The organism is Gordonia amicalis NBRC 100051 = JCM 11271 (assembly GCF_000332995.1).
Taxonomy (GTDB): domain Bacteria; phylum Actinomycetota; class Actinomycetes; order Mycobacteriales; family Mycobacteriaceae; genus Gordonia; species Gordonia amicalis.
This window is the reverse complement of sequence record NZ_BANS01000032.1, coordinates 21,282-44,755: the sequence shown is the minus strand read 5'-3', so window position 1 is coordinate 44,755 and position 23,474 is coordinate 21,282. Positions and strand designations below refer to the sequence as shown.

The 23,474-nt window shown below is 68.8% G+C and carries 22 protein-coding genes; 3 read left to right on the top strand and 19 right to left on the bottom strand.

What is annotated here, in order from left to right; all coding sequences use genetic code 11:
• The first annotated feature begins 70 nt into the window (after nucleotides 1-70).
• Complete coding sequence (locus GOAMI_RS15860; protein WP_006437566.1) at nucleotides 71-790, top strand: hypothetical protein; 720 nt, start codon at nucleotides 71-73, stop codon at nucleotides 788-790.
• Here GOAMI_RS15860 and mce1N read toward each other — a convergent pair.
• The 9 genes from mce1N to GOAMI_RS15815 all read right to left on the bottom strand — a co-directional run bounded on the left by mce1N (nucleotide 772) and on the right by GOAMI_RS15815 (nucleotide 9,038).
• Nucleotides 772-1,380: a transport-regulating membrane protein Mce1N gene (gene mce1N / locus GOAMI_RS15855; protein WP_006437565.1), complete on the bottom strand. Its 609-nt coding sequence runs from the start codon at nucleotides 1,378-1,380 to the stop codon at nucleotides 772-774. The genes GOAMI_RS15860 and mce1N overlap by 19 nt on opposite strands.
• Entirely contained in the window at nucleotides 1,377-1,820 is a 444-nt protein-coding gene (locus tag GOAMI_RS15850; protein ID WP_006437564.1) for a hypothetical protein, read from the bottom strand. The genes mce1N and GOAMI_RS15850 overlap by 4 nt, the downstream gene beginning before the upstream one ends.
• Nucleotides 1,817-2,605 (bottom strand): hypothetical protein, encoded by a 789-nt coding sequence (locus tag GOAMI_RS15845; protein WP_006437563.1) that lies wholly within the window; start codon nucleotides 2,603-2,605, stop codon nucleotides 1,817-1,819. Before GOAMI_RS15845 ends, GOAMI_RS15850 begins: the two co-directional genes overlap by 4 nt.
• A gap of 66 nt (nucleotides 2,606-2,671) precedes the next feature.
• Nucleotides 2,672-3,649, bottom strand: a complete 978-nt coding sequence (hemB, locus tag GOAMI_RS15840) for a porphobilinogen synthase (RefSeq protein WP_006437562.1) — start codon at nucleotides 3,647-3,649, stop codon at nucleotides 2,672-2,674.
• A gap of 111 nt (nucleotides 3,650-3,760) precedes the next feature.
• On the bottom strand, nucleotides 3,761-5,446 hold the full coding sequence (locus GOAMI_RS15835; protein ID WP_006437561.1) for a bifunctional uroporphyrinogen-III C-methyltransferase/uroporphyrinogen-III synthase: 1,686 nt from the start codon (nucleotides 5,444-5,446) through the stop codon (nucleotides 3,761-3,763).
• Nucleotides 5,447-5,495: 49 nt separating this feature from the next.
• Nucleotides 5,496-6,440 carry a hydroxymethylbilane synthase gene (gene hemC / locus GOAMI_RS15830; protein WP_006437560.1) on the bottom strand — a complete coding sequence of 315 codons (945 nt, stop codon included), beginning with the start codon at nucleotides 6,438-6,440 and terminating at the stop codon, nucleotides 5,496-5,498.
• Nucleotides 6,437-7,813 (bottom strand): glutamyl-tRNA reductase, encoded by a 1,377-nt coding sequence (locus GOAMI_RS15825; protein WP_006437559.1) that lies wholly within the window; start codon nucleotides 7,811-7,813, stop codon nucleotides 6,437-6,439. The genes hemC and GOAMI_RS15825 overlap by 4 nt, the downstream gene beginning before the upstream one ends.
• Nucleotides 7,810-8,637: a redox-sensing transcriptional repressor Rex gene (locus tag GOAMI_RS15820; RefSeq protein ID WP_006437558.1), complete on the bottom strand. Its 828-nt coding sequence runs from the start codon at nucleotides 8,635-8,637 to the stop codon at nucleotides 7,810-7,812. Before GOAMI_RS15820 ends, GOAMI_RS15825 begins: the two co-directional genes overlap by 4 nt.
• 146 nt (nucleotides 8,638-8,783) lie before the next feature.
• Nucleotides 8,784-9,038: a glutaredoxin family protein gene (locus tag GOAMI_RS15815; RefSeq protein ID WP_006437557.1), complete on the bottom strand. Its 255-nt coding sequence runs from the start codon at nucleotides 9,036-9,038 to the stop codon at nucleotides 8,784-8,786.
• A 260-nt stretch (nucleotides 9,039-9,298) separates the two neighbouring features.
• Here GOAMI_RS15815 and GOAMI_RS15810 point away from each other — a divergent pair, with 260 nt between their 5' ends.
• Nucleotides 9,299-10,453 (top strand): HAD family hydrolase, encoded by a 1,155-nt coding sequence (locus tag GOAMI_RS15810; RefSeq protein WP_006437556.1) that lies wholly within the window; start codon nucleotides 9,299-9,301, stop codon nucleotides 10,451-10,453.
• A 63-nt stretch (nucleotides 10,454-10,516) separates the two neighbouring features.
• Nucleotides 10,517-12,886, top strand: a complete 2,370-nt coding sequence (locus GOAMI_RS15805) for a thiamine pyrophosphate-binding protein (RefSeq protein ID WP_006437555.1) — start codon at nucleotides 10,517-10,519, stop codon at nucleotides 12,884-12,886.
• 7 nt (nucleotides 12,887-12,893) lie between these two features.
• Here GOAMI_RS15805 and GOAMI_RS15800 read toward each other — a convergent pair whose 3' ends face one another.
• From GOAMI_RS15800 to GOAMI_RS15760, 10 genes are all read right to left on the bottom strand, one after another.
• A complete protein-coding gene (locus GOAMI_RS15800) occupies nucleotides 12,894-14,057 on the bottom strand; it encodes a zinc-binding dehydrogenase (protein WP_006437554.1) in 1,164 nt (387 codons plus the stop codon).
• A gap of 32 nt (nucleotides 14,058-14,089) precedes the next feature.
• Nucleotides 14,090-15,277 (bottom strand): lysophospholipid acyltransferase family protein, encoded by a 1,188-nt coding sequence (locus GOAMI_RS15795; RefSeq protein ID WP_174324748.1) that lies wholly within the window; start codon nucleotides 15,275-15,277, stop codon nucleotides 14,090-14,092.
• A 333-nt stretch (nucleotides 15,278-15,610) separates the two neighbouring features.
• Entirely contained in the window at nucleotides 15,611-16,663 is a 1,053-nt protein-coding gene (locus GOAMI_RS15790) for an NAD-dependent epimerase/dehydratase family protein (RefSeq protein WP_006437552.1), read from the bottom strand.
• 269 nt (nucleotides 16,664-16,932) lie between these two features.
• Nucleotides 16,933-17,034 carry a 30S ribosomal protein bS22 gene (locus GOAMI_RS22665; RefSeq protein WP_003402602.1) on the bottom strand — a complete coding sequence of 34 codons (102 nt, stop codon included), beginning with the start codon at nucleotides 17,032-17,034 and terminating at the stop codon, nucleotides 16,933-16,935.
• 315 nt (nucleotides 17,035-17,349) lie between these two features.
• On the bottom strand, nucleotides 17,350-17,583 hold the full coding sequence (locus GOAMI_RS15785) for a helix-turn-helix domain-containing protein (protein WP_006437551.1): 234 nt from the start codon (nucleotides 17,581-17,583) through the stop codon (nucleotides 17,350-17,352).
• A 188-nt stretch (nucleotides 17,584-17,771) separates the two neighbouring features.
• Nucleotides 17,772-18,632 (bottom strand): pyrroline-5-carboxylate reductase, encoded by an 861-nt coding sequence (proC, locus tag GOAMI_RS15780; RefSeq protein WP_006437550.1) that lies wholly within the window; start codon nucleotides 18,630-18,632, stop codon nucleotides 17,772-17,774.
• Between the two features lie 6 nt (nucleotides 18,633-18,638).
• A complete protein-coding gene (locus GOAMI_RS15775; protein ID WP_006437549.1) occupies nucleotides 18,639-19,499 on the bottom strand; it encodes a thioesterase family protein in 861 nt (286 codons plus the stop codon).
• A 64-nt stretch (nucleotides 19,500-19,563) separates the two neighbouring features.
• Nucleotides 19,564-20,472 (bottom strand): sugar phosphate isomerase/epimerase family protein, encoded by a 909-nt coding sequence (locus GOAMI_RS15770; protein ID WP_006437548.1) that lies wholly within the window; start codon nucleotides 20,470-20,472, stop codon nucleotides 19,564-19,566.
• Nucleotides 20,469-22,325, bottom strand: a complete 1,857-nt coding sequence (locus GOAMI_RS15765) for an Rv0497 family membrane protein (RefSeq protein WP_006437547.1) — start codon at nucleotides 22,323-22,325, stop codon at nucleotides 20,469-20,471. Before GOAMI_RS15765 ends, GOAMI_RS15770 begins: the two co-directional genes overlap by 4 nt.
• A gap of 132 nt (nucleotides 22,326-22,457) precedes the next feature.
• Complete coding sequence (locus GOAMI_RS15760; RefSeq protein WP_006437546.1) at nucleotides 22,458-23,435, bottom strand: Ppx/GppA family phosphatase; 978 nt, start codon at nucleotides 23,433-23,435, stop codon at nucleotides 22,458-22,460.
• Between the last annotated feature and the right edge of the window lie 39 nt (nucleotides 23,436-23,474).

Sequence of the window (23,474 nt, the reverse complement as noted above, 5' to 3'; positions counted from 1 at the left end):
GCCCGCGGACTCCCCGAGCGTTCGCGGCCTGCCGTGCCGACGGCGGTGTCGCCCGATCTACGGAGGTGCCATGACCGACCTGCCCGACCTCATCACGACGCCGTTCCGCTGGCTCGGTGCGCTGCGGCACGCGCGGGTGTTCCATCCCGACGGTCTGCTGTGCGGGGGCCAGGCGTCGGTCTCCGGGGACCACCCGCTGCCCTTCCGCTCCGGGCCGGTCACGGTCCGTCTGTCGAAGGGAATCGGCACCCCGGGCGGCCTGCCCGACATCGTCGGCGTGGCCGTGCGGTTCCCCGCCTCGGCCCCGACGAACGTCCCGGCCGACGCCCCGACGCCGGCGAAGGGCACCGGCCACGCCGCGTCCGGCGCATGGGACCTGTTGCTGGCCGGACCGGCACCGCTGTCCGGCCGCCTCCCCGTCCCGCTCCCGGCCACGCACTGGGCCCCGACCGCCGTCTCGAGCCTCACGCCCTACCGATACGACGGCGAGCTGTACTGGATTCGTGCCCGCATCATCGAGCCGACCGGGCCGTCCGGTCTGGATGTCGAGAATCTCGCCGCGTGCCTGCGCACCAAGCGGCCGGTCGTGATCATCCTCGAAGCCGGGTGCAGGCGATTCGTTCCCCTGGCCCGGATCGAACTCGACCACGTGCTGACCGGGCTCGACATCGACTTCGATCCGATCCTCCACCGTCCCGACGGGGTCGAGTTCGCGCCGTCATGGCTGGGTGACCTGCGTCGACGCGCCTACCGCGACAGCCGGAAGGGACGTCACTCGGTGGTGTCCTGATCCTTCTCCTCGGATCTTCCGGACTCGGGCTCGCCGGCGTCCGCTTTCCGGCCAGAGGGCGGTAGCCCCATCCGCACGGCGGCGTGGGCCTGCGCGAGTTCACTGCGGAACACCTCGACGTCCCGGGCCCAGGCCTGCGCGAGTTTCCCGGAGGTCAGCCGCACCCCCACACCTTTCCGGCGTCGCGACACACCGTGGAGTTCACCGAGCGCCGGAGCACTCTCCCAGTCCTCGGGCGTCGGCGAGTTGTTGGGCGGGTAGATCTCCTCGATGTCGGCGAGCGGGGTCGTCACCGCGCCCTGACGCAGCGTCGTCTCCGTGAGTTCGACGCTGACGTGTCGTCGCGCCGCGGTCACCTGGACGAGCGAGAAACCGAACAGGATCACGAGGAAGATGATCAGGACCGGCCAGTGCACCTGTCCAGGTCCGACGATCTCCATGACGAGGACCGCGAGGACGAGCGCGGGACCGATGAGGACCACCCACCTGCTCCCGCCGGGTTCGTAGAACAGGACCTCACCCGGATCCGTTCCCGGATCGGATTCGCCGGGTTCGGTTCCGTCGACCGGGTCTGGCGCCTCGTCGGTCACGGCTTCTTCTTGCGCTGTGTGCGCTGCTTCTTGGGTTCGGGCGCCTTGCCCGTGTACCAGGTCTCCGAGTCCGGCCGGTAGGCCAGCAGCGACCCGAAGAGACCGATGATGGCGGCCAGCAGTGCCAGGGCGAACACCGGCGATCCGAGGCCGACGCTGAGGAACAGCAGCATGGCAACGACGACGAGCGTCAGCGCCGACAGGGACGACCGCCACCGGGCATCACCGGTGAACGCCTTGCTGCCGAGCAGGATGTAGGCGACACCGACGAGCAGGACGAGTATGCCGAGCATCGCCGAGGCCATCGACCCGGAGTCGTCGACCGCGGACAGCACCACGACGAGGACACCGAGAAGGGCCAGGAGCGCTCCCGACACCACCCAGCACCGGTAGGCCCAGACGACGAGTTTCGGACGCTTCGCCGGGTCGGGACTTGTCACTGCTTCTTCGGTCCTTCGCTGTCGGAGTCGGTGTTCTCGGGGTTTGGGCTCTCGGGCTTGCGGAGGTCGGGTGTTCCGGCGCCGCCGGCCTCGGATGACCCGCCGCGGGCGGCGGCCTCGGGTGAACTGTCACCATACGGTGTGTCACCGGGCTGCGTCCCCGGCTGTGACGGGTTCTGGCCGTAGGGGTACTGGCCGTACGGGTTCTGGCCGTAGGGGTTCTGGCCGTACGGATACGGCGGTGCGGGCGGCGGCACCGGCCGGGGCTTGCGCTCTTCCGCCATGCGCCGGCAGTACTTCTCGGAGTCGGCGCGCATCAACAGCACGGTCGCGCCGAGTGCGGCGACGCCGCTGATGACCAGGGGCACCATCGCCCACGCCGGGTCGGTGTCGCCGAACAGGGAGAAGACCAGGTTGACGACGATGTAGACACCCATCGCACCCAGCACGATGCGGGCCCAGTTGTAACCCTTGCGCGTGAACCACACGACCAGCGCGGTGATCGCGGTCAGGAACACCGACATCGCGACGAGGATCCCGATGACGAAACCCGACGACGTCATGAACTGCAGCTGGTCCTCGGAGACGCCGTTCGGCGGGTTGTCGCGGACCTGATCACGGACGAGGTCGACGAAGGTGCCCGTCTGCGCGAACAGCGCGACGACCTGTCCGACGACGACCACCGCCCACAGTTCGACGGCGATCGAGATCGAATCCGGGATCCTCGGGCGCAGCTCCGCGTCGGACTCTGACGAGGCGCGCATCGGGTCGAACGGTGCGGACATGGCACCAGCCTAGTGGGACGCGTCACCGGCCCGCGCACACGTCCGGCGAGGTCCCGTGCGGAAGGGTCAGGACAGCCGGTTCGCGACCTCGGTGGCCCAGTAGGTCAGGATGACCGACGCTCCGGCACGGCGGATCGAGGTCAGCGACTCCAGGATCGCGGCGTCGCGGTCGATCCAGCCCCGCTCCGCGGCGGCCGTGATCATCGCGTACTCACCGCTGATCTGATAGGCGGCGACGGGGACGTCGCTCATCTCGGCGACATCGAGCACGATGTCGAGATAGCTCATCGCGGGCTTGACCATCACCATGTCGGCGCCCTCCTCGAGATCGAGGCGCACCTCCCGCAGCGACTCGATCCGATTGGCCGCGTCCTGCTGATAGGTGCGTCGGTCGCCCTGCAACGACGAGCCGACCGCCTCCCGGAACGGCCCGTAGAAGGCCGACGCGTACTTGGCGGAATAGGCCAGGATCCCGGTGTCGGTGAAGCCCTCGGCGTCGAGTGCGTCGCGGATGGTGGCGACCTGGCCGTCCATCATCCCGCTCGGCCCGAGGAGCTGGGCCCCGGCGCGGGCCTGCGCCAGCGACATCGACACGTAGCGGTCGAGGGTCACGTCGTTGTCGACGCGTCCACGGCCGTCGAGCACGCCGCAGTGCCCGTGGTCGGTGAACTCGTCGAGGCAGGTGTCGGCCATGAGGACCGTCGAGTCACCGAGGTCGTCGGTCAGCGCGCGCAGTGCCCGGTTGAGGACTCCGTCCTCGGCGTCGGCACACGAGCCGGCCGCGTCCTTGTCCTCCGGACGGGGCACGCCGAACAGCATCAGACCGCCGACGCCGGCCTCGACCGCCTCCGCCGCGGCGGCGCGCAGCGAGTCCAACGTGTGCTGCACGACGCCGGGCATCGACGAGATCGGCTTCGGCTCGTCGATGCCGTCGGCGACGAACATCGGCAATACGAGTTGCCTTGGCGCGAGGGTGGTCTCGGCGACCAGCCGACGCATCGCCGGCGTGGTGCGCAACCGGCGGGGACGGATCACGGGCGGCATGTCGTCTCCTTCGTCTCCCGGGCCCTTCGAGGCTCGTCGACTTCGATTCACTCCTTCGTCGCTCACTCAGCCCGGCGGCTATCGCTCCTCACACCTCAGGGAGCAGGGCGGTCACGAACGCGATCGACGGGACTTCTTGCGCGGCGGGGGCAGTGCGCCCTCGGCACGGAGCCGGGCGGCGTGCTCGGCGAGCGCGTCGACCAGTTCGAGGACCGAGGCGTTCTCCGGCTGGACGTCCACGCGCAGACCGAATTCCGTTGCAGTCTCGGCGGTCTTGGGGCCGATGCACGCAACGATGGTGCGCGCGTGCGGCTTTCCGGCGATGCCGACGAGGTTGCGGACCGTCGAGCTCGAGGTGAAGCAGACCGCGTCGAAGCCGCCAGTCTTGATCATCTCGCGGGTCTCGGCGGGCGGCGGTGCGGCGCGCACGGTGCGGTACGCGGTCACGTCGTCGATCTCCCAGCCGCGGTCGCGCAGCCCCTCGGAGAGGGTCTCGGTGGCGATGTCGGCGCGCGGCAACAGGATTCGGTTGACCGGATCGAACACGTCGTCGTAGGGCGGGAACTCTTCGAGCAGGCCCAGCGAGCTCTGCTCACCCGACGGCACGAGTTCGGGGTTGATACCGAAGGAACGCACCTTGTCCGCGGTGGCCTCGCCGACGCAGGCGATCTTCACACCGGAGAACGCACGGGCGTCGAGTCCGAACTCGGCGAACTTCTCCCACACGGCGCGGACCGAGTTGGTGGAGGTGAACACCACCCACTGGTAGCGACCGTCGACGAGTCCCTTGACCGCGCGCTCCATCTGCGCGGGACTGCGCGGCGGCTCGACTGCGATCGTGGGCACTTCCTTGGGCATGGCGCCGTGGCTGACGAGGCGGTCGCTCATGTCACCGGCCTGATCCTTGGTGCGCGGCACCAACACGGTCCAGCCGTAGAGGGAACGCGACTCCCACCACGAGAGCTTGCCACGCGAACCGACGACCTTGCCGACGGTCACGACCAGCGGTCCGGTCAGTGCGTTGCCCTGCTCGTTGAGGGTGGCGAGGGTGGCCTCGATGGTGCGCTGAGCGCAGGTGGTGCCGTTGATGGTGATGGCCGCAGGGGTCTGCGGCGCCATCCCGTGCTCGGTCAGCGCGCTCGCCGTCTCGGCCAGGTGGCCGGAGGTGGCGTGCAGGACCAGCGGGCCCGGGGCGGCGGCCAGGGCGGCCCAGTCGACCTCGCCGCGCACGTCGGCCTCGGTGTGGGTCGAACCCAGCGGCATGCCGGCGTAGCTCGGGACGACCGAGGCGGCGGGCAGGCCGGGCAGCACCTCGAAGGTGACCGAGTGCCGGGCCACGGCGTTGACCTCGGCGAGCACCGAATCGGTGGTCAGCGGATCGCCGGCGACGACGCGGACCACGTCGTCACCGTTGCGAGCGGCGGCCACGAGGGTCTTGGCGACCTCGGTCGGGTCGCCCAGCGCCGGACGAACCACCGACTCCTCGTCGGACTGGCCGGCCTCGGGTGCGGCCGCGGCGGTGGTGCCGTCGGACGACGCGGTGCCGGCGGCGTCGGTATCGGCTTTCTCGTCCGCCTTGTCTGCCTTCTTGGCCGACCGGCGGGTGTTCGGTGCGGGTTCTTCGCGGTGTGCGCTGCCGATCAGCGACACCACGGCAGCCGGCACATCGGGATCGATGTAGGCCGTGGTCGCATTGATGATCACGGTGCGCGCCCGCACGGTGAGCAGATCGGGATCACCTGGACCCGACCCCACGAACAGGATCCGTCCGGGATTTGCCTTCTTCGTACGGCTCATGGGTTCGCACTCTCCTGCCCTCGCGTGGAGGGCTGCAGTTCGTTCTCTGCTAGGGAGAGTTGACGAGTTCGCCCGCTCCCAGCTCCAGCAGTTCGGCGGCGAGATCATTACCCAGTTGGACGGCCCGATCGACCGGGCCCACCACCGAAGCGCGGATCACATCGGATCCGTCCTCGGCCGCCACCGCCGCACGCAGCGACAGTTCGGCGAAGATGCGCCCGTCCTCGTCGATCGACTCGACCACCTCGGCGATCGCTCCGACCGGTGCGGTACATCCGGCTTCGAGAGCCGCGAGCACCGACCGTTCGGCCTCGATGGCCGCCCGGGTGGACGGGTCGTCCAACTCGGCGAGTATTCTCACCAGTTCGGCATCGTCTGAGCGGCACTCCACAGCGAGAGCACCCTGCGCCGGAGCCGGCAGCATGACGACCGGATCGAGCGCTTCGGAGACCACTTCGGTCCGTCCGATCCGCACGAGGCCGGCGCGGGCGACCACGACTGCGTCGAGTTCGCCGCTGGCGACTTTGCCCAACCGAGAATCTAGGTTGCCTCTTAGGGGGCGGATTTCCAAACCGAGACCCAATGCTTTAAGCTGTGCCGCCCGGCGGGGCGCCGAGGTGCCGACCACCGACCCCGGCGGTAGCTCCCCGAGCACCAGCCCGTCCCGGCTGACCAGCGCATCTCGCGGGTCCACGCGGGTCGGGACGGCCGCGATCGTGAGGTCGTCCTCGGGAGCGGTCGGGAGGTCCTTGTAGGAGTGCACCGCGACGTCGACCTCGTCGTTGCGGAGTGCGACGCGGATGGCGGTGGTGAAGACCCCGACGCCGATCTCGGCGACCGGTGCGGCCGACGCGTCACCGGCGGTCTTGATGATCACCAGCTCGGCCGGGTGCCCGGCGTCGGTCAGCCCGTCGGCGATGGTCTGGGCCTGGGTGGTGGCCAGCAGGGAACCCCGCGTACCGACCCGGATCGGCGCGGTTCGAGTTTCGCTCATCGGTCACCCTGCTCGCCGGCCGAGTCCGTGGTCCCCAGCCGATCGGGCGCCGAGACCGACTCTGCAGCACCTGGTTTGAGCTCGAACAATTCGCGCAGCGCCTCCGCGTAGTGGTCACCGTTGGGAGTCGACGCCAGCTGCTTCACACGCACCGTCGGTGCGTGCAGGAGCTTGTCGACGACGCGTCGGACGGTCTTGGCGACCTCGTCGCGCTGATTGTTCTCGAGGTTCGGGAGCCGGGTCTCGAGACGCAGGATCTCGGCCTCGACGACGTCGGCGGCGCGCTGACGGAGCGCTGCGACGGTCGGCGTGACCTCGGCCTGACGCTGATGGGTCAGGTAGTCGGCGAGCTCGGCGGCGACGATCGACCGGGCCGCGAGCGTGTCGTTCTCGGCGGCCTGGGTCTCCGAGTCGCCGCGCAGACCCTCGATGTCGACGACGTGCACACCGGGCAGGCGGGCCGCGGCCGGATCGACGTTGCGTGGCAGCCCGAGGTCGCAGATCACCATCGGCGTGGTATCCCCGCGGAGGTTTCGCTCGGCGAGAGCCGAATGCACGGCACCCACACTGACCACGGAGCCGACCGAACCGGTACAGCTCACCACGACGTCGGCGGCGGCCATGGCGGCCGGCAACTGGTCGAGGCCCACGCCGTGCACGGTGATGCCGTGGTTGGCGGCGATGTTGTCGGCCAGGTGGCGCGCATTCTCGACCGTGCGGTTCACCACGGACATCTCGGTGACGCCCTCACGGGCCAGCTGGGCGGTCGCGAGACCACCCATGGCGCCCGCACCGACGACCACCGCGGTGCGCAGGCGGTGCGCCCCGGTCGCGGGATCGGTCAGCAGCGACTTGGCGCGATGCAGGGCCACCGACACCACCGACGCGCCGGCACGGTCGATGCCGGTCTCGGTGTGCACCCGCTTGCCCACCCGCAGCGCCTGCTGGGCCAGTTCGTGCAGGACACGTCCGGCCGAGTCGTTGGCGTCCGCGCTCAGGTAGGCGTTGCGGATCTGGCCGAGGATCTGCTGCTCGCCGACGACGAGCGAGTCCAGGCCCGCAGCCACCGTGAAGAGGTGCTCGACAGCGGCCTCGGAGTAACGCACGTAGGCGTGCCGGGTCATGTCGTTGACGGTCATGCCCGAGTGGTCGCCGAGGACCTCGCCGACCGCCTCGAGAGCCGGGTGGAACGCGTCGACGACCGCGTAGATCTCGACGCGGTTGCACGTCGACACGACCATGGCCTCGGAGATCGCCCGTGACGAGAGCAGCTCGTCGACCAGCTTCGGACGGTCGTGGTCGGAGACCGCCAACCGCTCGAGCACCTCGACCGGCGCACTGCGGTGCGACACCCCGAACAACAGAACACTCACGCTGTCACCGTTTCTTCACCCATTGCGTTTCCGCGGCGCCCATCGGCCGCCTTCACCTCGCGAGGCGCACCGACGTCGCTGCGTGAGGAGATCTTGAGGTCGTTCCGTGGGGCCTGTGTCGTGCCACGGGATGCCTGGAACGCCAACACCTGTAGTTCCAAGGCTAGATCAACTTGTCTGACGACGACATCCGCCTCCGTCGTCAGGGCCACCGGGGTGACGTTGAGCACCTGCCGGATCCCGGCGCCGACGAAGGCATCGAAGGCACTTCGGGCGTCCTCGTCGGCGGTGGCCACGACACCGATCTCCACCGCGGGCTCGACCTCGGCGCAGACCGACGCGATCTCGGTGAGCGGGGCGATCCGCGGCCCGCCGACCTCGAACGATGTGCCCGCGAGGGCCGGATCGGCGTCGAACATCGCCGCCACGCGGAACCCACGACCGAAGCCGGTGTGGGCGAGCAGGGCACGTCCGAGCTGCCCCGCACCGGCGAGGGCGACCGTGTGGATGCTGTCCGTGTGCAAGGTCATCGAGATCCGTGCGGTGAGACGACCGACGTCATATCCGACGCCGCGCACACCGTTCGCGGCGACGTAGGAGAGGTCCTTGCGGAGGATGGCCGGGTTCACGCCGGCCGCGGTGGCCAGTTCCCCGCTGGAGGCCACCAGGATGCCGCGCTGACTGAACGAGCGCAGGACGTGCAGATAGGTGGCCAGCCGGGCCACTGTGGGCGCCGGAATGTCCGTTGCGACCTCCGGGGCCGGCGGTGGCAGTGCGGACGCGGGAGGCTCGGCGTCGCCCGGCTTCTGACGATCGGCGCCCACGCTCACCTCCACTCCCCTTCACACACCACGACCCATCGAGGATACAACCCCCTGTGAAACTCTTCACATGGACCCTCATGATTCGCCGGGCTGTGTTAGACATCATCGTTTCTACGCGATGGCGGATCGTCGCCGGACCGGCCGGTTCAGCCCTGACGGGTGAGGTCGGCGCGTAGTCGGGGCTCGTCGACCTCCCAGTAGCTGTGCTCGTCGCCGTCGAGCAACACCACCGGCAGCCGGTCCCCGAATTCCGCACGGATCTCGGGGCGGCCGTCGGCCGCGGCGCGGTCGACGTCGACCTCGGTGAACTCCACTCCGAGCTCGCCACAGATCCGCGTCAGATCGCGACGAGCAGTCGCACACATCTGGCATCCCTCACGGGTCAGCAGTTCGACGGTCATGCCGACCATCCTCCCAGCGCTGCCTGTCGCCCACGACGCGACCCCGATCGCCCACGCCCGGCCGTACCCACACGACTGCACGCTGTCCGACTGGTCCGTGTGAGACGCCTCCGAGGGGCCGGCCACGCTCGCCTCGAGGCGATTTCCGGCGGTTCCCCGAGGACCTGAGACGCCGGGCATCCACCTCACCGGCGACGAGGGGCGGTCCGGCTAGGCTGGTCCGCGCAGGCAGTGCTGGCGCCAAGCGTGGGAGGTGGGCAGTGGGCAAGACCCCGAGCCCGGGAGACGAGCAACCCGACAACACACCAGATGGTCCTGCGCACGACACCACCGGACCGGATGCCCTGGGTGACGAGAGCTTCGCCGCCACCCCGCTCGACACCGGTGACGACTGGGAGTCGCAGGCCGCGCGCATCGATTTCGACGACGACTTCGACGAGGACGCCGAACTCCACGACCTCACCGACGACGAGTCCAACCGGGTCACCACGTGGATCTCGCAGCGTGCCTCCGCGGCCACCGGCCGATTCCGCCAGACCGCGCACGAGCTCCGCCAGACCCTCGCCGGCGAGGCGAGCGCGAAGGCCGCCGTCGATTCGCTCCGGCTGCGCGAACCGTCCGACGTCGAGCCCACCGAGACCCCGCGGGACCTGACCGCGGCCGCCTTCTTCGACGTCGACAACACCCTCGTCCAAGGCGCGTCGATCGTGCACTTCGCCCGCGGTCTCGCCGCACGGAAGTACTTCACGTACAGCGACATCATGGAATTCGCGTGGACCCAGGCGAAGTTCCGGATCACCGGCAAGGAGAACGCCCGCGACGTCGCCGAGGGCCGGGACAAGGCGCTGTCGTTCATCGCCGGCCGGCAGACCTCCGAGCTCGCCGAACTCGGCGAGGAGATCTTCGACGACTACATCGCCGACAAGATCTGGCCCGGCACACGCGCTCTCGCACAGCGACATCTCGACGCCGGCCAGCAGGTGTGGCTGGTCACCGCGACACCCGTCGAGCTCGCGCAGACCATCGCCGGCCGACTCGGACTCACGGGTGCGCTGGGCACGGTCGCCGAGAGCGTCGACGGCGTGTTCACCGGACGCCTCGTCGGCGACATCCTGCACGGGCCCGGCAAGGCCCACGCGGTGCGCGCACTCGCCATCCGCGAGGGCCTGAACCTCAAACGCTGTACCGCTTACTCGGATTCACACAACGACGTCCCGATGCTGTCGCTGGTGGGCAAGGCCGTCGCCATCAATCCCGACACCGACCTGCGCGACGTCGCAAAGGTCCGCGGATGGGAGATGTACGACTTCCGGACAGCGCGCAAGGCGGCGAAGTACGGTGCCGGTACCGCCATCGTGCTGGGAGCCGCCGGTGGCGGTGCCGCGGCCGCCGCACGATTGCTGCGGCACCGCTGACCGAGCCTCGTCGCGGCGCCGGTGACCGCACCCGGAGAGACCCCCACCCCGGAGAGGACCCCCATGACCGACGAGACCCTCACCGATCTCCGAAGCAGCGCAGTCGAGACCGGGACACCCGACACGCTCCGCACGCTCGAGCAGCGCGTGTTGTGGCTCGCGACGTCGATGATCCACCACGCCAACCGGGTTCGGCCGAATCCGTCTGGACTCAAGGTCGGTGGACACCAGGCGTCGTGTGCCTCGATGGTGTCGATCATGACCTCGCTGTGGTTCTCCCAGTTGCGGCCGGGCGACCGGGTCTCGGTGAAACCGCATGCGTCACCGGTCCTGCACGGCATCAACTATCTGCTCGGTGGGCTCGACGAGTCGTACCTGACGACGCTGCGGGAGTTCGGTGGACTGCAGTCGTATCCGAGCCGCACCAAAGATCCCGATGCAGTGGACTATTCGACCGGATCGGTGGGAATCGGTGCGACCGCACCGATCTGGGGCGCAGTGGCCCGCCGCTATCTCGACACGACGATCGGTGGCCCCGATGCGGTTGCCGCCGACCGCCGTTCACCCACCGTGCTCGCCCGGCAGTACTCGCTCGTCGGTGATGCCGAACTCGACGAGGGCGCGGTCTGGGAGGCGATCCTCGACCCCTCGGTGGCCGAGCTCGGTGAGATCGTCTGGATCGTCGACCTCAACCGCCAGTCGCTGGACCGGGTGGTCCCCAACATCGCCGCCGGGCGCCTCGAGGCCATGTTCGCCGCCGCCGGATGGCAGGTGATCATGGTGAAATTCGGCCGGCTGCTGGAGGAACTGTTCGACCGCCCGGGTGGGACGGCGCTGCGCGCGCGCATCCTCGACATGCCGAATCCGGAGTATCAGCGGCTGTTGCGATGCGACGCCGACGAGGTCCGTGTACGTCTGCCCGGATCGGGTCCCGACGCGAATGCCGTCGCGACGCTGATCGCCGACGTCGACGACGAGACGCTCCTGAAGGCGATCCGCAATCTCGGCGGACACGACCTCGATGCCCTGATGGGCGCCTACGCGCAGATCGACGACACCCGTCCGACGGTCATCCTCGCCTACACCATCAAGGGCAACGGCCTGCCGATCGAAGGCCACCCGCAGAACCATTCCTCACTGCTCACCGTCGATCAGTACGACGAGCTGGCGGCATCACTGGGGCTCGACCCGGCACACCCGTGGGGCCGGTTCGACGAGGGCACCGACGAGGCCCTGCTGTGCGCACAGGTGGCCGAGCGACTCCGGCGCCGGCCCGTTCCGCTCACCACACCGCCCGCCGTTCCGGTCGACACCGGAAAGACACCGTCGGGAACGTCGACGACGCAAGCGGCACTGGGCCGTACGCTGTTGGCCCTGTCCCGCGAGGCTCCCGAGGCGTCGGCCCGGGTGGTCACGGTGAGCCCCGACGTCAGTTCGACGACCAACCTGGCCGGCTGGTTGAACAAGGTCGGGGTGTGGTCGCCGGACGAGCGGCGCGACTGGTTCGCCGACGACGCGGAGACGATCATGCACTGGCGGGAACGCCCGACCGGCCAGCACATGGAACTCGGTATCGCCGAGACGAATCTGGCGGGCCTGATCGGCGAGCTCGGCGCCACCTGGAGTCGTTGGGGCGAACCGCTGTTCCCGATCGGCGTGCTCTACGACCCGTTCGTGGAACGCACCCTCGAGCCCTGGTCGTACGGGATCTACGCCGGCGGGCAGTCGATCCTGGTGGGCACGCCGTCCGGCGTCACCCTGGCCGCGGAAGGCGGAGCGCACCAATCGATCACGACGCCATCGATCGGCCTGGAGCAACCCGGCTGCGTCAGCTACGAACCCGCCTTCGCGGTCGACGTCGAATGGACGCTGTTGTCGTGCATCGGAAAGCTCGGACGTCCGGACGGGACCTCGTCTTATCTGCGCCTGTCCACCCGCCCGGTCGATCAGCGACTCGCCGCGGTCCCCACCGACGCGGCGGCCCGCGAACGTCGTCGACGCCAGGTGGTCGCCGGCGGATACCTGTTGCGCCGGAGCGAATCCCCACAGGTCACACTGGTCGGGATGGGGGCGGTGATCACCGAGACCCTCGCCGCCGCCGACCGACTGGGTGCACAGGGTGTGGCCGCCGACGTCGTGTGCGTGACGAGTCCCGGACTGATCTTCGAGGCACTGCAGGCCCGCCGCGGACTCGCCGACGGACCGTCGTGGATTCTCGACCAGGTGTTCCCGGCCGGCCGCGCGGCACCGATGGTCACCGTCCTCGACGGGCACCCGCACACGCTGGCCTTCCTGACGGGTGTCAACAACGTGCCCGGCGCGGCGCTCGGCGTCAGGCGATTCGGTCAGGTCGGCTCGCTCGAGGACGTGTACCGCCTCCACGGCATCGACACCGACTCGATCGTCCGCGCCGCGCTCGACCTCACCCTCTGAAACCTCGTCAGAGCGAGTCGATCTCACTCATCGGGTCGATCAGCACCTTCGCATGGTGAGCGGCCGCGCCGAGCGCGTCGAACGCCGGCGCCACCCCCTCGAGCCCGACGGTCGCGGTGATCATCGGCCCGACGTCGACCTTGCCCTCGGCGATCATCTGCAGGGTCTCGTGGAATTCGGCCGGATCGTAGACGAACACGAACCGCAGCTCGATCTCCTTGTTGAGCGCCATCGCCGGGCGGAACGTGTCCGGTTCCATGCACACACCGACCACGACGACACGTGAGCGGAACGGGGCATTCGACACGACGTGCTCGATCATGCCCGGAGTGCCCACGCATTCGAAGATCACCGGCCCCTTCGGCGTCGCGCCGAGCCGATCGGCGATTCGGAACAGGGAGTCCCACGGCGCCAACGGGATTCGACGCAGAGTGTGCATCGCATCGAAGGCGGTGCCCAGCAGGTCCTGCGCCGCGGTGACGTATTTGCCCTCGCGCGCACACCGGTCGAACGGTGACTCCACGGCCGGATCGATGACGATGTCGGCGCCGACGCGCCCGGCCAGGGCCCGGCGCCCCGCGGACAGATCGCTCGCGATCACGGTGCGCACGCCCGACGCCTTGAGCATCGCGACGACCGCGAGCCCGATGGGTCCGCAGCCGATCACCACGGCCACGTCGCGCCGGCCGACCTCGCCGCGGCGGACCGCGTGATGGGCGACGGCCAGGGGTTCGGTGAGGGCCGCGAGTTCGACCGACAGGCCGTGGGGAATCTCAAAAGTCATGTCCTCGGACACCAGCACGAACTGCGCGTAGGCGCCCGAAGCCGACGCCGTCAGCCCGGTCAGATGCGCCTCGTCGCCGTGCCGGATCATCGGCACCGACACCACCGGCGTCCCCGGCGCCCACCGCTTGCGGCATCCGGGCCCGTAGGACACCACCTCGCCGGCGAATTCGTGGCCCAACACCACCGACTGGTCCGAACGCATGAACGCGCCATAGCCGACCTCGTCGGACACGTCCGCGGTCGCGTCGCAGTGCACGCGGGCATGGAGGTCAGACCCGCAGATCCCCGCCCGCAGGACCCGCAGGAGCACCTGTCCGGTCTCCGGAACGGGCATGGGGACGTCTTGGACGGTCAGCTCACCGGCTCGACACACGACTGCACGCATGCCTCATGAGTATCAGCCGCACGGGGATCCCGTCAGCCGAAGTAGACACTCCCCCGCCGGCTCAGCATCCGGAACAGGGTCTGCTGGATCTCCTCGCGGACATGGTCGGTGAGGTCGAAGACCACCATCGGGTCGTCGGCCGACGATTCGTCGTAGGAACCGGTCTCGATCGGGCGGCCGAAGTGGATGTGCCACTTCGACGGCAACGGCACCATGCCCAGCGGGCCCAGCAACGGGAACAGCGGCGTGATCGGGAAGTACGGAAGGCCGAGCACCTTGGCGAGCGGCTTGAGGTCGGCGAGCATCGGATAGATCTCCTCCGAGCCCACGATCGACACCGGGATGATCGGCGCCGCGTTGCGCAGTGCGGTGGTCACGAAGCCGCCCCGGCCGAACCGCTGCAGCTTGTAGCGGTCCTTGTGGAGTTTGCCGATGCCCTTGAACCCCTCCGGCCAGACGGCGGTGAGCTCCCCGGCACGCAGCAACCGGTCGGCGTCGCTGTTGCAGGCGAGCGTCGCACCGATCCGGCGCGCGACCTCACTGATGCCCGGCGAGTCGAAGGCCATGTCGGCGGCGAGGACACGCAGGTACCGATGGTCGGGATGGTTGTCGCGGACGGCGAGCGAGGTGATGATCGCGTCGACCGGGATGGTGCCGGCGTGGTTGGCGACGAGGAGCGCACCGCCCTCGAGGGGCAGGTTCTCGATTCCGGTCACTTCGACGCGGAACCACTTCTCATAGACCTGCCGAACTGCCGGAAACCACACCGATTCGGTGAAATGGGGATCGAATCCGAACTCGTCGACCTCGTACTCGCCTGTCATCCGCTCGCGGATGAAGCCGGCGGTGGAGGTCAAGGTGTCGGCGACGGCGTTCCGAATGCCACCGAGACTGAACAGCGGGCTCGACTTCGACGGCCCTCGGTGTTCGACACCGAGCGCCTCGTCCGACAGGGCGATCTCGCTGCTGATCGGGGTCACCCGCGCGGGCGGACGTCCGAATCCATCGGTGTTGGGATGACCGAGGCCCGTCGAATCTCCCTGCGTGACACCGTGTTTCACACGCCGCTCGGGCGTCTGCTGGCTCGGATGTCGGCGACGGCCGGAATCACGTGCACCGCGGCGATCCGCGGTGGCGTCTGGTCCCGACGATGACGCATAGAGCTGTATGACTTTCGCGGTACGTGCATCTGTCGCTCCGCTACCTGCCAAGGCGCTCACCCCTTGTTCCTGTTCCTAGGATCGTCCGTGTGTCGGCGAACCCCCGCTCGACGGTTTGAACCGGGGCTGCCTGAACTACTGGCAATCGTTCCGTCACAGGCCATTCCTTCGGATCTACAGACGCAGCGCCGCGTTGTCGATGACATGAAACGGGACCTGGGAACGGCCACGATCTTCCCCGCGTGATCGCCGGCATGTTCCCGAAGTCCTCACCCTCGCCCGCGGTGGAGTGGCTGCCCCTGCGCGCAGTGTGGGTCTGATGACCCAGTCTAGAGGTAGCAGTGACGTTGCGCACCTTGACCGGAACTCGTCGTACAAATCTCGTCTCGCATTTCACTGGAGTTGATGTGCGGCAGACACGACTCGCTGATCGAACGCACGCCACGCGTCGGACCCGATCACCGGTGTCACGCCGCTGCGTTCGACGAAGTCATCGAGGGTTTCCATGGTCGTGTACCGCGGCACGAAACCCAGTTCGGTGCGCATCCTGGTGGTGTCCAGCACCCGGCCATAGGTCAGGAATTCGGTCTGCGACGAACGCAGCTTCGCCGAACGCGGATCCTGGAAGACGCCGGAGATCGGCGCGAGGAGACCGCTCGGGACCGGTAGTTCGATGTGCCCGAGCCGACGGATCGCCTGCGTCAGCGTCACCACGCCCTCGCCCGCGAGATTGAACGTGCCCGGCTTGCCCGCCAGGGTGACATGCTCCATCGCCGCGAGCGCATCCTCCTCGTGCAGGAACTGCAGACGCGGCTGGTAGCCGAGGACCGTCGGCACCACCGGCGCCGACAGATACGAACCCATACGCGTGGTGATCCGCGGACCCAACATCGCCTGCGGACGCACGATCGTGATGTCGATGTCCTGGCGCCGGCGCCCGAGACCGCGCACGTAGCCCTCCACGTCCAGGAGGTCGCGGCCATAGCCGCGCTTGGGCTCGCGGCGCGCGCGGGTCTCCTCCGAGAAGTGCGACGGGTCGTGTGCACTGGCCCCGTAGACCATCGCCGTGGACCGCAGCACGAGACGCTTCACCGACGGCGTCCGCTGACAGGCGGCGCAGACCTGCATCGCGCCGAGAACGTTGAATTCCTTGATCGCCGCCGAGTGCGGCGCGGTGTCGGCGATCGACGTGGCGGCGTGCACCACCGTGTCGACCCCATACGACGCCAGGGCCTTCGCGATCGTGGGACGCCGGATGTCCAGGCGCAGGAACTCCGCCCGCCCCATCCGGCGCAGCAGGTCCTTGCGCGGCACCCGGGAGTCGACGGCCAGCACACGTTCGATCTGTGGGTTGGCTGCGAGCCGCGCGACCAGATACCCGCCCAGGAAAGTCGACGCTCCCGTGACCAGGACGACCCGAGGTAGCACTGCGGAGGATTCGGCCATGGCGTCGAGGCTAACGGCATCAACCCGTTTCAGCCCGCCGAGGGGCGGAGATCGGCGTCATCGGTGACGAACGACCCCGAAACCACATCATTCGTGTGACAAAAGACCCCAGCGGCAACAGCCCCGGACACCACAAGGACCCGCCGAGGCGGGTCTGCAACAGCAAAAGGACCCGCCGAGGCAGGTCTGCAACAGCAAAAGGACCCGCCGAGGCGGGTCTGCAACAGCAAAAGGACCCGCCGAGGCGGGTCCTGGTGCCATGCGAGTGCTTATTTGCCGAGTTTGCGGCGCTGCACCCGGGTTCGACGCAGCAGCTTGCGGTGCTTCTTCTTCGACATGCGCTTGCGGCGCTTCTTGATCACTGAACCCATCGGGGCGCTTCCTCACGATTGACACTGATGAACTTGACCGACCCTGGCCTGCACTCGATCGGCTTCGTCAGTGATCGTCGACTGGCGTCGACGACCCGGGTCGAGGAGCTCACCGGTACATCCAGGTACGCGACCACTGAGCCTACCGGGCCGTGTGTCGGATCAGGAAATCGCGGTGTCCGAAATGACGGCGCGAAACCGGCTGCCGGCACAGGCGAACAGCCGCTCCAGACACAACACTCCCGGGGCGGCGACGGGGCCACCCTCGGGAGTGCTGTGTGAAACTGCTGATCGGCGCGTCAGCCGAGACCGAACCTATCCGGCGTCGAAGTACGACGTCTCCAGGTAGTCGTGCACCGCTTTCGCGTGCACACGGAACGAGCGTCCGACCCGAACCGCAGGCAGTTCGCCGTTGTGGACGAGACGGTAGACGGTCATCTTCGAAACGCGCATCAGCGACGCAACCTCGGCGACGGTGAGGAACTGCGACCCAGAGGTCGCGTTGCTCACCGAGGCCGTCCTGTCACCAGGAGTGTCTGCAGGTGCCATTGATCACTCATACCTCCGGTGCACGCGTCGCGGCCGCAGGCTTCCCCTCCTGCGGACATCAGACACGCACGTGCTTAAAGCAGCTTAGCGTGGCAGATGTGAAAAAAGCGACGTGAGGGGCCGTGATTCCTGAGATTTCTGTGACTCGACCCCAACATGCTGGGGTTTAGCTGCCTGTCGACCACTACTCATGGGGTGTCGGAAACCGCGTGTCCCGACGCCAAACCCTCGACTTCCACTCGACGTCCGCCTCGTGCGCTGGCGGCCGCGCACGCGCGAGTCGCCTGGTAGACGGCGTGCCGTAGACCGTTCGCCTCGAACTCGCGGATCGCCTCGGCGGTGGTCCCGCCCGGAGAGGTCACCGCGGCCCGCAGGTCGACGGGTGACATACCCGAATCGCTGAGCAGGACCCCCGCACCGCGGATGGTCTGGATGGCCATCTCGGACGCCTGGGCGCGGGTGAGTCCGAGCCCGACACCGGCGTCGATCATCGCCTCGGCGAGCAGGAAGACGTAGGCGGGTCCGGACCCGGACACGGCGGTGACCGCGTCCATCTGCTTCTCCGGTACCACGGCCACCCGCCCCACGGTCTTGAGGAGTCTGACGACCGCCTGGAGTTGCTCCTCGCCGACGTAGCGGCCGGCAGCGACCGCGGACATGGCCTCGTTGACCAGCATCGGGGTGTTGGGCATGACACGGATGACCGGCGAACCGGCCTGTAGGGCGCTTTCGTAGCGCTCCAGCGGGATGCCGGCCACCAGGGTCACGGTGACGCGTTCGCTCTCGGCGTTGTCCTCCGCCGAGGCGAGGATGTGGAGCACCGAGTCGACGTCGTCCGGCTTGATGGCCAGGAAGACGTAGTGCGCGGATTCGGCGGCCGTCTTCACGTCGGTGACCAGGACCCCGTACTCGTCGGCGATCTCGGACGCCCGGGATTCGAGTTTCTCCGCGACGACGAGATCCTTCGTCGGGGTTCCGGCGCCGATCAGGCCGGCCAGGAGCGCCTCCCCGATCTTGCCTCCACCGATGATGGCGATGCGTTCGGTCACGAATGTCTACCTTCCTGCGGGAATGAGTGCCAATTGGCGGGACTGGGCGACAACCGTCCCGGTCGAGTCCACCACGAGATGATCCTCCTCGAACATTCCGGGCCCGACCTCGGTACTCGTCGCGGCGAAGCGCAGCCACCCGGGCGCCGGATGCCGTCGGACATAGGTGGTCAGCTGCACGGTCGGCGCCCAACCGAACAACGCGAGATTCATGACCACCGGCGGCGAGATGTCGCAGACGAGGACCGAGAAGTATTCGTCGGGATCGACGTCCTTCGGACGGATCCACCCGCGCACGAGCGGCTCACCGGTCTCACCGCGGACGATCGGGAACGTCTCCGGGTCGAGGACCAGGTCGATCGCCGCGCCGAGGTGGTTGACCTCGGCGATCGGCGAACCGTCGAGGGGGATGCCGGTCGACGGCGGTTCGACTGGCGTGCCGTCGAGCACGTTCGGACCGGAGTGGTGCGGGGTCCCGGAGTCGGGACGCGCCATCGTCACCGACGAGGAGACGACCGTACGACCCTGCTGGACCGCGTCGACGTGCAGGACCGTCACGGTCCGGCCGCGTTTGCGCACGGTGATCGCGAAATCGATGTCCGCGGCGTCCGGGGCGGTCAGGTAGTCACTGGCGATGGCGACCGGGATCATCGCGGCGGACGCATCCGCGACTTTCGGGTCGTCGGACGGGGTGAGGGCGGTGAGTGCGGTGCGCGCCGCCTTCGCCACGACCATCTGCAGGGTGCCGCCGTGCACCTTGGGTCCGATGGTGAAGGTCTCGTCGATGTGCGCACGCAGCGTGATGGCGTCGGGACCACCGCGGTCCACCTCGGTCAGGATCTGCACCTCGGTGATCTTGCTGGTCATGGTCCCCGCTTTCGTCGTGCCGACCCCGACGCCGGCGAAGACCGCAACGCGACGATCTCCGGCGTCAGTTGTTGCGCCGGCCGGCGCTCTCGGGGTGCAGCTCCCGTTTGAGATGCTGCCGCGCAAAATCTAGCGAACGGGCCAGGAGTGCACCGCGCTCGGGCTTGGTCCGGGCGCTGCCGGTGCTGACCTCCAGCACCACGGCACCGGCGAAGTCGCTCGCCGCGATCCGGCGGCACACCTCGGCACACGGTTGTCCACCGTCGCCGGGGATGAGGTGTTCGTCGGTCGCCGCACCGTGCCCGTCGGCGAGATGGAGGTGGTTGAGGTTGCGTCCCATGCGATCGAGGAGATCGAGGGCGTCCACCCCGGCCGTCGCGGTGTGCGAGAGGTCGAGGGTGTAGTTCGCGTATCCGTCGTCGGTGGGATCGATCGACTTGCCGAATGCGGACGCGGCGAGACCGGGCCCACCGCCCCGCTTCTGGAGTCGTCGCACGGATGGTTCACGTGATCCGAAGAAACGGTCGGCACGCATCGGGAACATGTTCTCCACGGCTATCGCGACCCCGCTGTCGTCCTCGAGCTCGCCGACGAGGTCGTCGAAGGCCGACACATAGCCGCGCTGCCAGCGGAACGGTGGGTGCACCACCACGGTCGGGGCACCCAGATCCTCGGCCGCCTGCACCGATCGGGCCAGTTTCACCACCGGGTCCCGGCCCCAGACGCGCTGTGAGATCAGCAGGCACGGGGCATGGATCGACAACACCGGGACCTGGTAGTGGTCCGACAGATATCCGACGCGGCGAATGTCCTGGCTGACCGGGTCGCCCCAGACCATCAGCTCGACCCCGTCGTAACCGAGATCCGCCGCGTAGGCGAAGGCCGCCTCGGTGTTCTGCGGGTAGACCGAGGCGGTGGACAGACCGATGGGTATCTCTGGTCTGGGGAGAAGGGGTGGCTCGGACGACGTCACGTTGCCAGCAACACAAGTGGACCGATGGTCACCAACAGCCCGACGCCCAATGCGAGCAGCGTCGTCGCCAGGTCCTTGGTGCGCCGCACGACGTGCGAGAGCGTGACGATCCCGAAGATCACCAGCACCGCGAGGACCAGCGCGAAGTACGGGTTCCAGCGCCACAGCTCGGTGAATCCCCAGAACAGACCGATGCCGACCAGCAGACCCACGACTGCCTGACCGAGGATCAGGAGCCAGGCGAGGGCCGGTGACCGCTCCTCCCCAGCCTCCGGTTCGCCGACCTCGCTGCCGGCGACCGCGGGCTTCTCGACCTTGCCCTGCTCGGAGTCCGCGGCGCCCGCCGAGATGGCGGCGGTCTCCTCCGACGACCCGTCGGCGACGACGTCGGGGGTCTCGTCGAGATCAGTGGTCTCCTCCACGCGTGCGGTCTCGTGCTTGGACAGGACCACCGCCTCGGAGCCCTCGGCCGGTTCGGGGGTCGTCTCGTCCTGCTGGTTGTCCTCTTCGTCCACGACCGGCGCCGACCACGCCTCGGTGTCGTACCACTGGGCCGACGCCTGCCAGGCCTCTGTTTCCTCGGGTCGGGTCTCCTCCGGCCGGGTCTCGTCCCGCGCGGTGTCCTCGCGCGTGGAGTCGTCTTCCGGGGGCGCGATGGGCTCGATGATCTCGGTCGGGTTGTCGTCGTCACGGCGTGCCCGTGCCGCGGCGGCTCGCGCACGGCCACCCGGAACGGACCGCGTGCCGGTGTCCTCGGCCGCCGACGTGCCGGCCTGGGTCCCGGAACCGACGGCAGCGGCGGCCCCCTTCCGGCCGAAGAGCTTGCGTGCGAGCCCGCCGAGCGCCTTGGCGCCTTTGAGCCTGCTCGTACCGGTCGGCTGTGCACCGGGGCCGGCGTCGCCTTCCACGTCGGCGAAGTTGCGGTAGGCGTCGAAGTCCATGACGTCGGAGAACCCGCTGTCACCGCGCTCACGCGGTCCGGAACCGGAGTCGACCTCGGTCAGGTCGTGGGTCACCACATCATCGGATTCGACGACGACGAGACCTTCGTCGGTGCCGCCATCGGCCCCGTCCACCATCGGGATGATCCCGGTGACCGCGTTCGCCGACTCCTCGTCGACGGGCTCCGAATCGCGCGGCGGACTCATGCGGCGGGCCACGGCGTCCGAGCTGAAGTCACGGGTGGCCGGCGGCGTCGCGCCGAAGCCGGGCATCCCGCTGGCGGTGCGACCTCCCGGCGCGAACGGCCGGTCCGGGCGCGGCCGATCGGCGACCGGGCGGTCGTCGGCGGCGCGACGCGCAACGGGATTCCCCGACCGTGGGAACGGACCGCCCGGGGTCTCGGTCCCCGACCGGCCCGTGGGGCTCCATCCGCGGGTCGCGGGCCCGGATGCGGTCTTGTCGGCGGAGGTCCCGGTGTCCTTCGGCTCCGAGGCCTTCGCCTCGGTCGGCTTCGCCTCGGACGCGTCGGGCGCGGCGGATTCGGGCGCAGCCGGGGTCGCGGTCTCGGTGGCCTCGGCCTCGGTGGTCTCGGTGGCCTCGGCCTCGGTGGTGGTCGCCTCGGTGGGCTCGGCCTCCGGGGCCTCGACCGTCGGAGCCTCGGCCTCCCGGGCCTCCGCGGACGCACCCTTGTCTGCGGGCGCGATCTTCTCGTCGGCCTGCGGTGCGGACGCGTCGTTGATCTTCGGGATCTCTCCGGTCAGTTCGGAAACCGAGACCGAGCCGTCGCGACCCGCACGCCGCCGTCCCCGACCGTCACGCCGGGTCGGCGTCGTACCGCCGGCCGCCTGCGACCGGGCGAGTAGTTCCGATACCGAAATGGGTCGAGATTCGGGTTCCGAATCCTTCGACATGAAGTGGCTCTCCGTCCTCGAACGTCACCGGATGCCGGTCGAGCGCATCCGCTTGGGTAACTCTCGGCGCTCGTGGACCACACCGTCGACCTTCTCCCCCATCCCGCGCACCCGTGGGCATCGCAGACCGGATCAGCCGACGCCGCCACGGGCGCCAGTCGTCTGTGAGGGCTCGAACGAGTCGGCCGGTTCCGCGTCAAGTCGACGCAGGATGACGCCCTCCCGCAGAGCCCACGGACAGATTTCCAGTGTATCGACTTGGAAGGCCCGCATAGCCGCCTCCGCCACGAGCGCCCCCGCAACCAGCTGACCGGCACGATCGGCGCTGACGCCTTCGAGCTCGGCGCGGTCGGAGCGGGTCATCCGGGAGATGAAGGAGATCAGCTGACGAAGGCCACCTGTGGTCAGTTCGCGACGAACGCGGGGTCCCGCGCTCGACGGCGCGGCCCCGGTGAGTCGGGCGAGGCTGCGGAAGGTCTTCGAGGTGCCCACACAGAGGTCTGGTGAACCGGGCCCGAGGAGTTCCTTGGCCGGTCCACGCAACTCCGCGTCGAGCCAGTCCCTCAGGACACCGATCCGACGCCGGTCCGGTGGATCGTCCGGCAGCCACTCACGCGTCAGCCGGCCGGCGCCCAGGGGCAGCGACAGCGCGACATCGGGCTCCTCGTCGACGCCGTTGGACATCTCCAGGGACCCGCCGCCGATGTCGAGGGCGAGGATGCGTCCCGCGCTCCACCCGCGCCAGCGGCGGACGGCAAGTGAGGTGAGCCGCGCCTCGTCACGGCCGGACAGGACCGCGATGCGCACACCGGTGCACCTCTCGACCTCGTCGAGCAGATCGTCGGAGTTGGTGGCGTCCCGGACGGCCGACGTCGCGAAGGCCATCATCTGCTCGCATCCGGAGGTGGCCGCGATGTGGGTGAACTCCTCAACCGAGTCGATCAGCTTCGCCACGGCCTTGTCACTCATCCGGCCGTCGTCGTCGATCTGTTCGGCCAGCCGTAGAACCGCCTTGGTCGAACTCATGGGGGTCGGGTGACCGCCCCGATGGGCGTCGACCACCAGGAGGTGGACAGTGTTGCTACCCACATCCAGAACTCCTAAGCGCACGCGTCAACGGTAGTGCAGGCGTCGTGGCGGCACGATCCC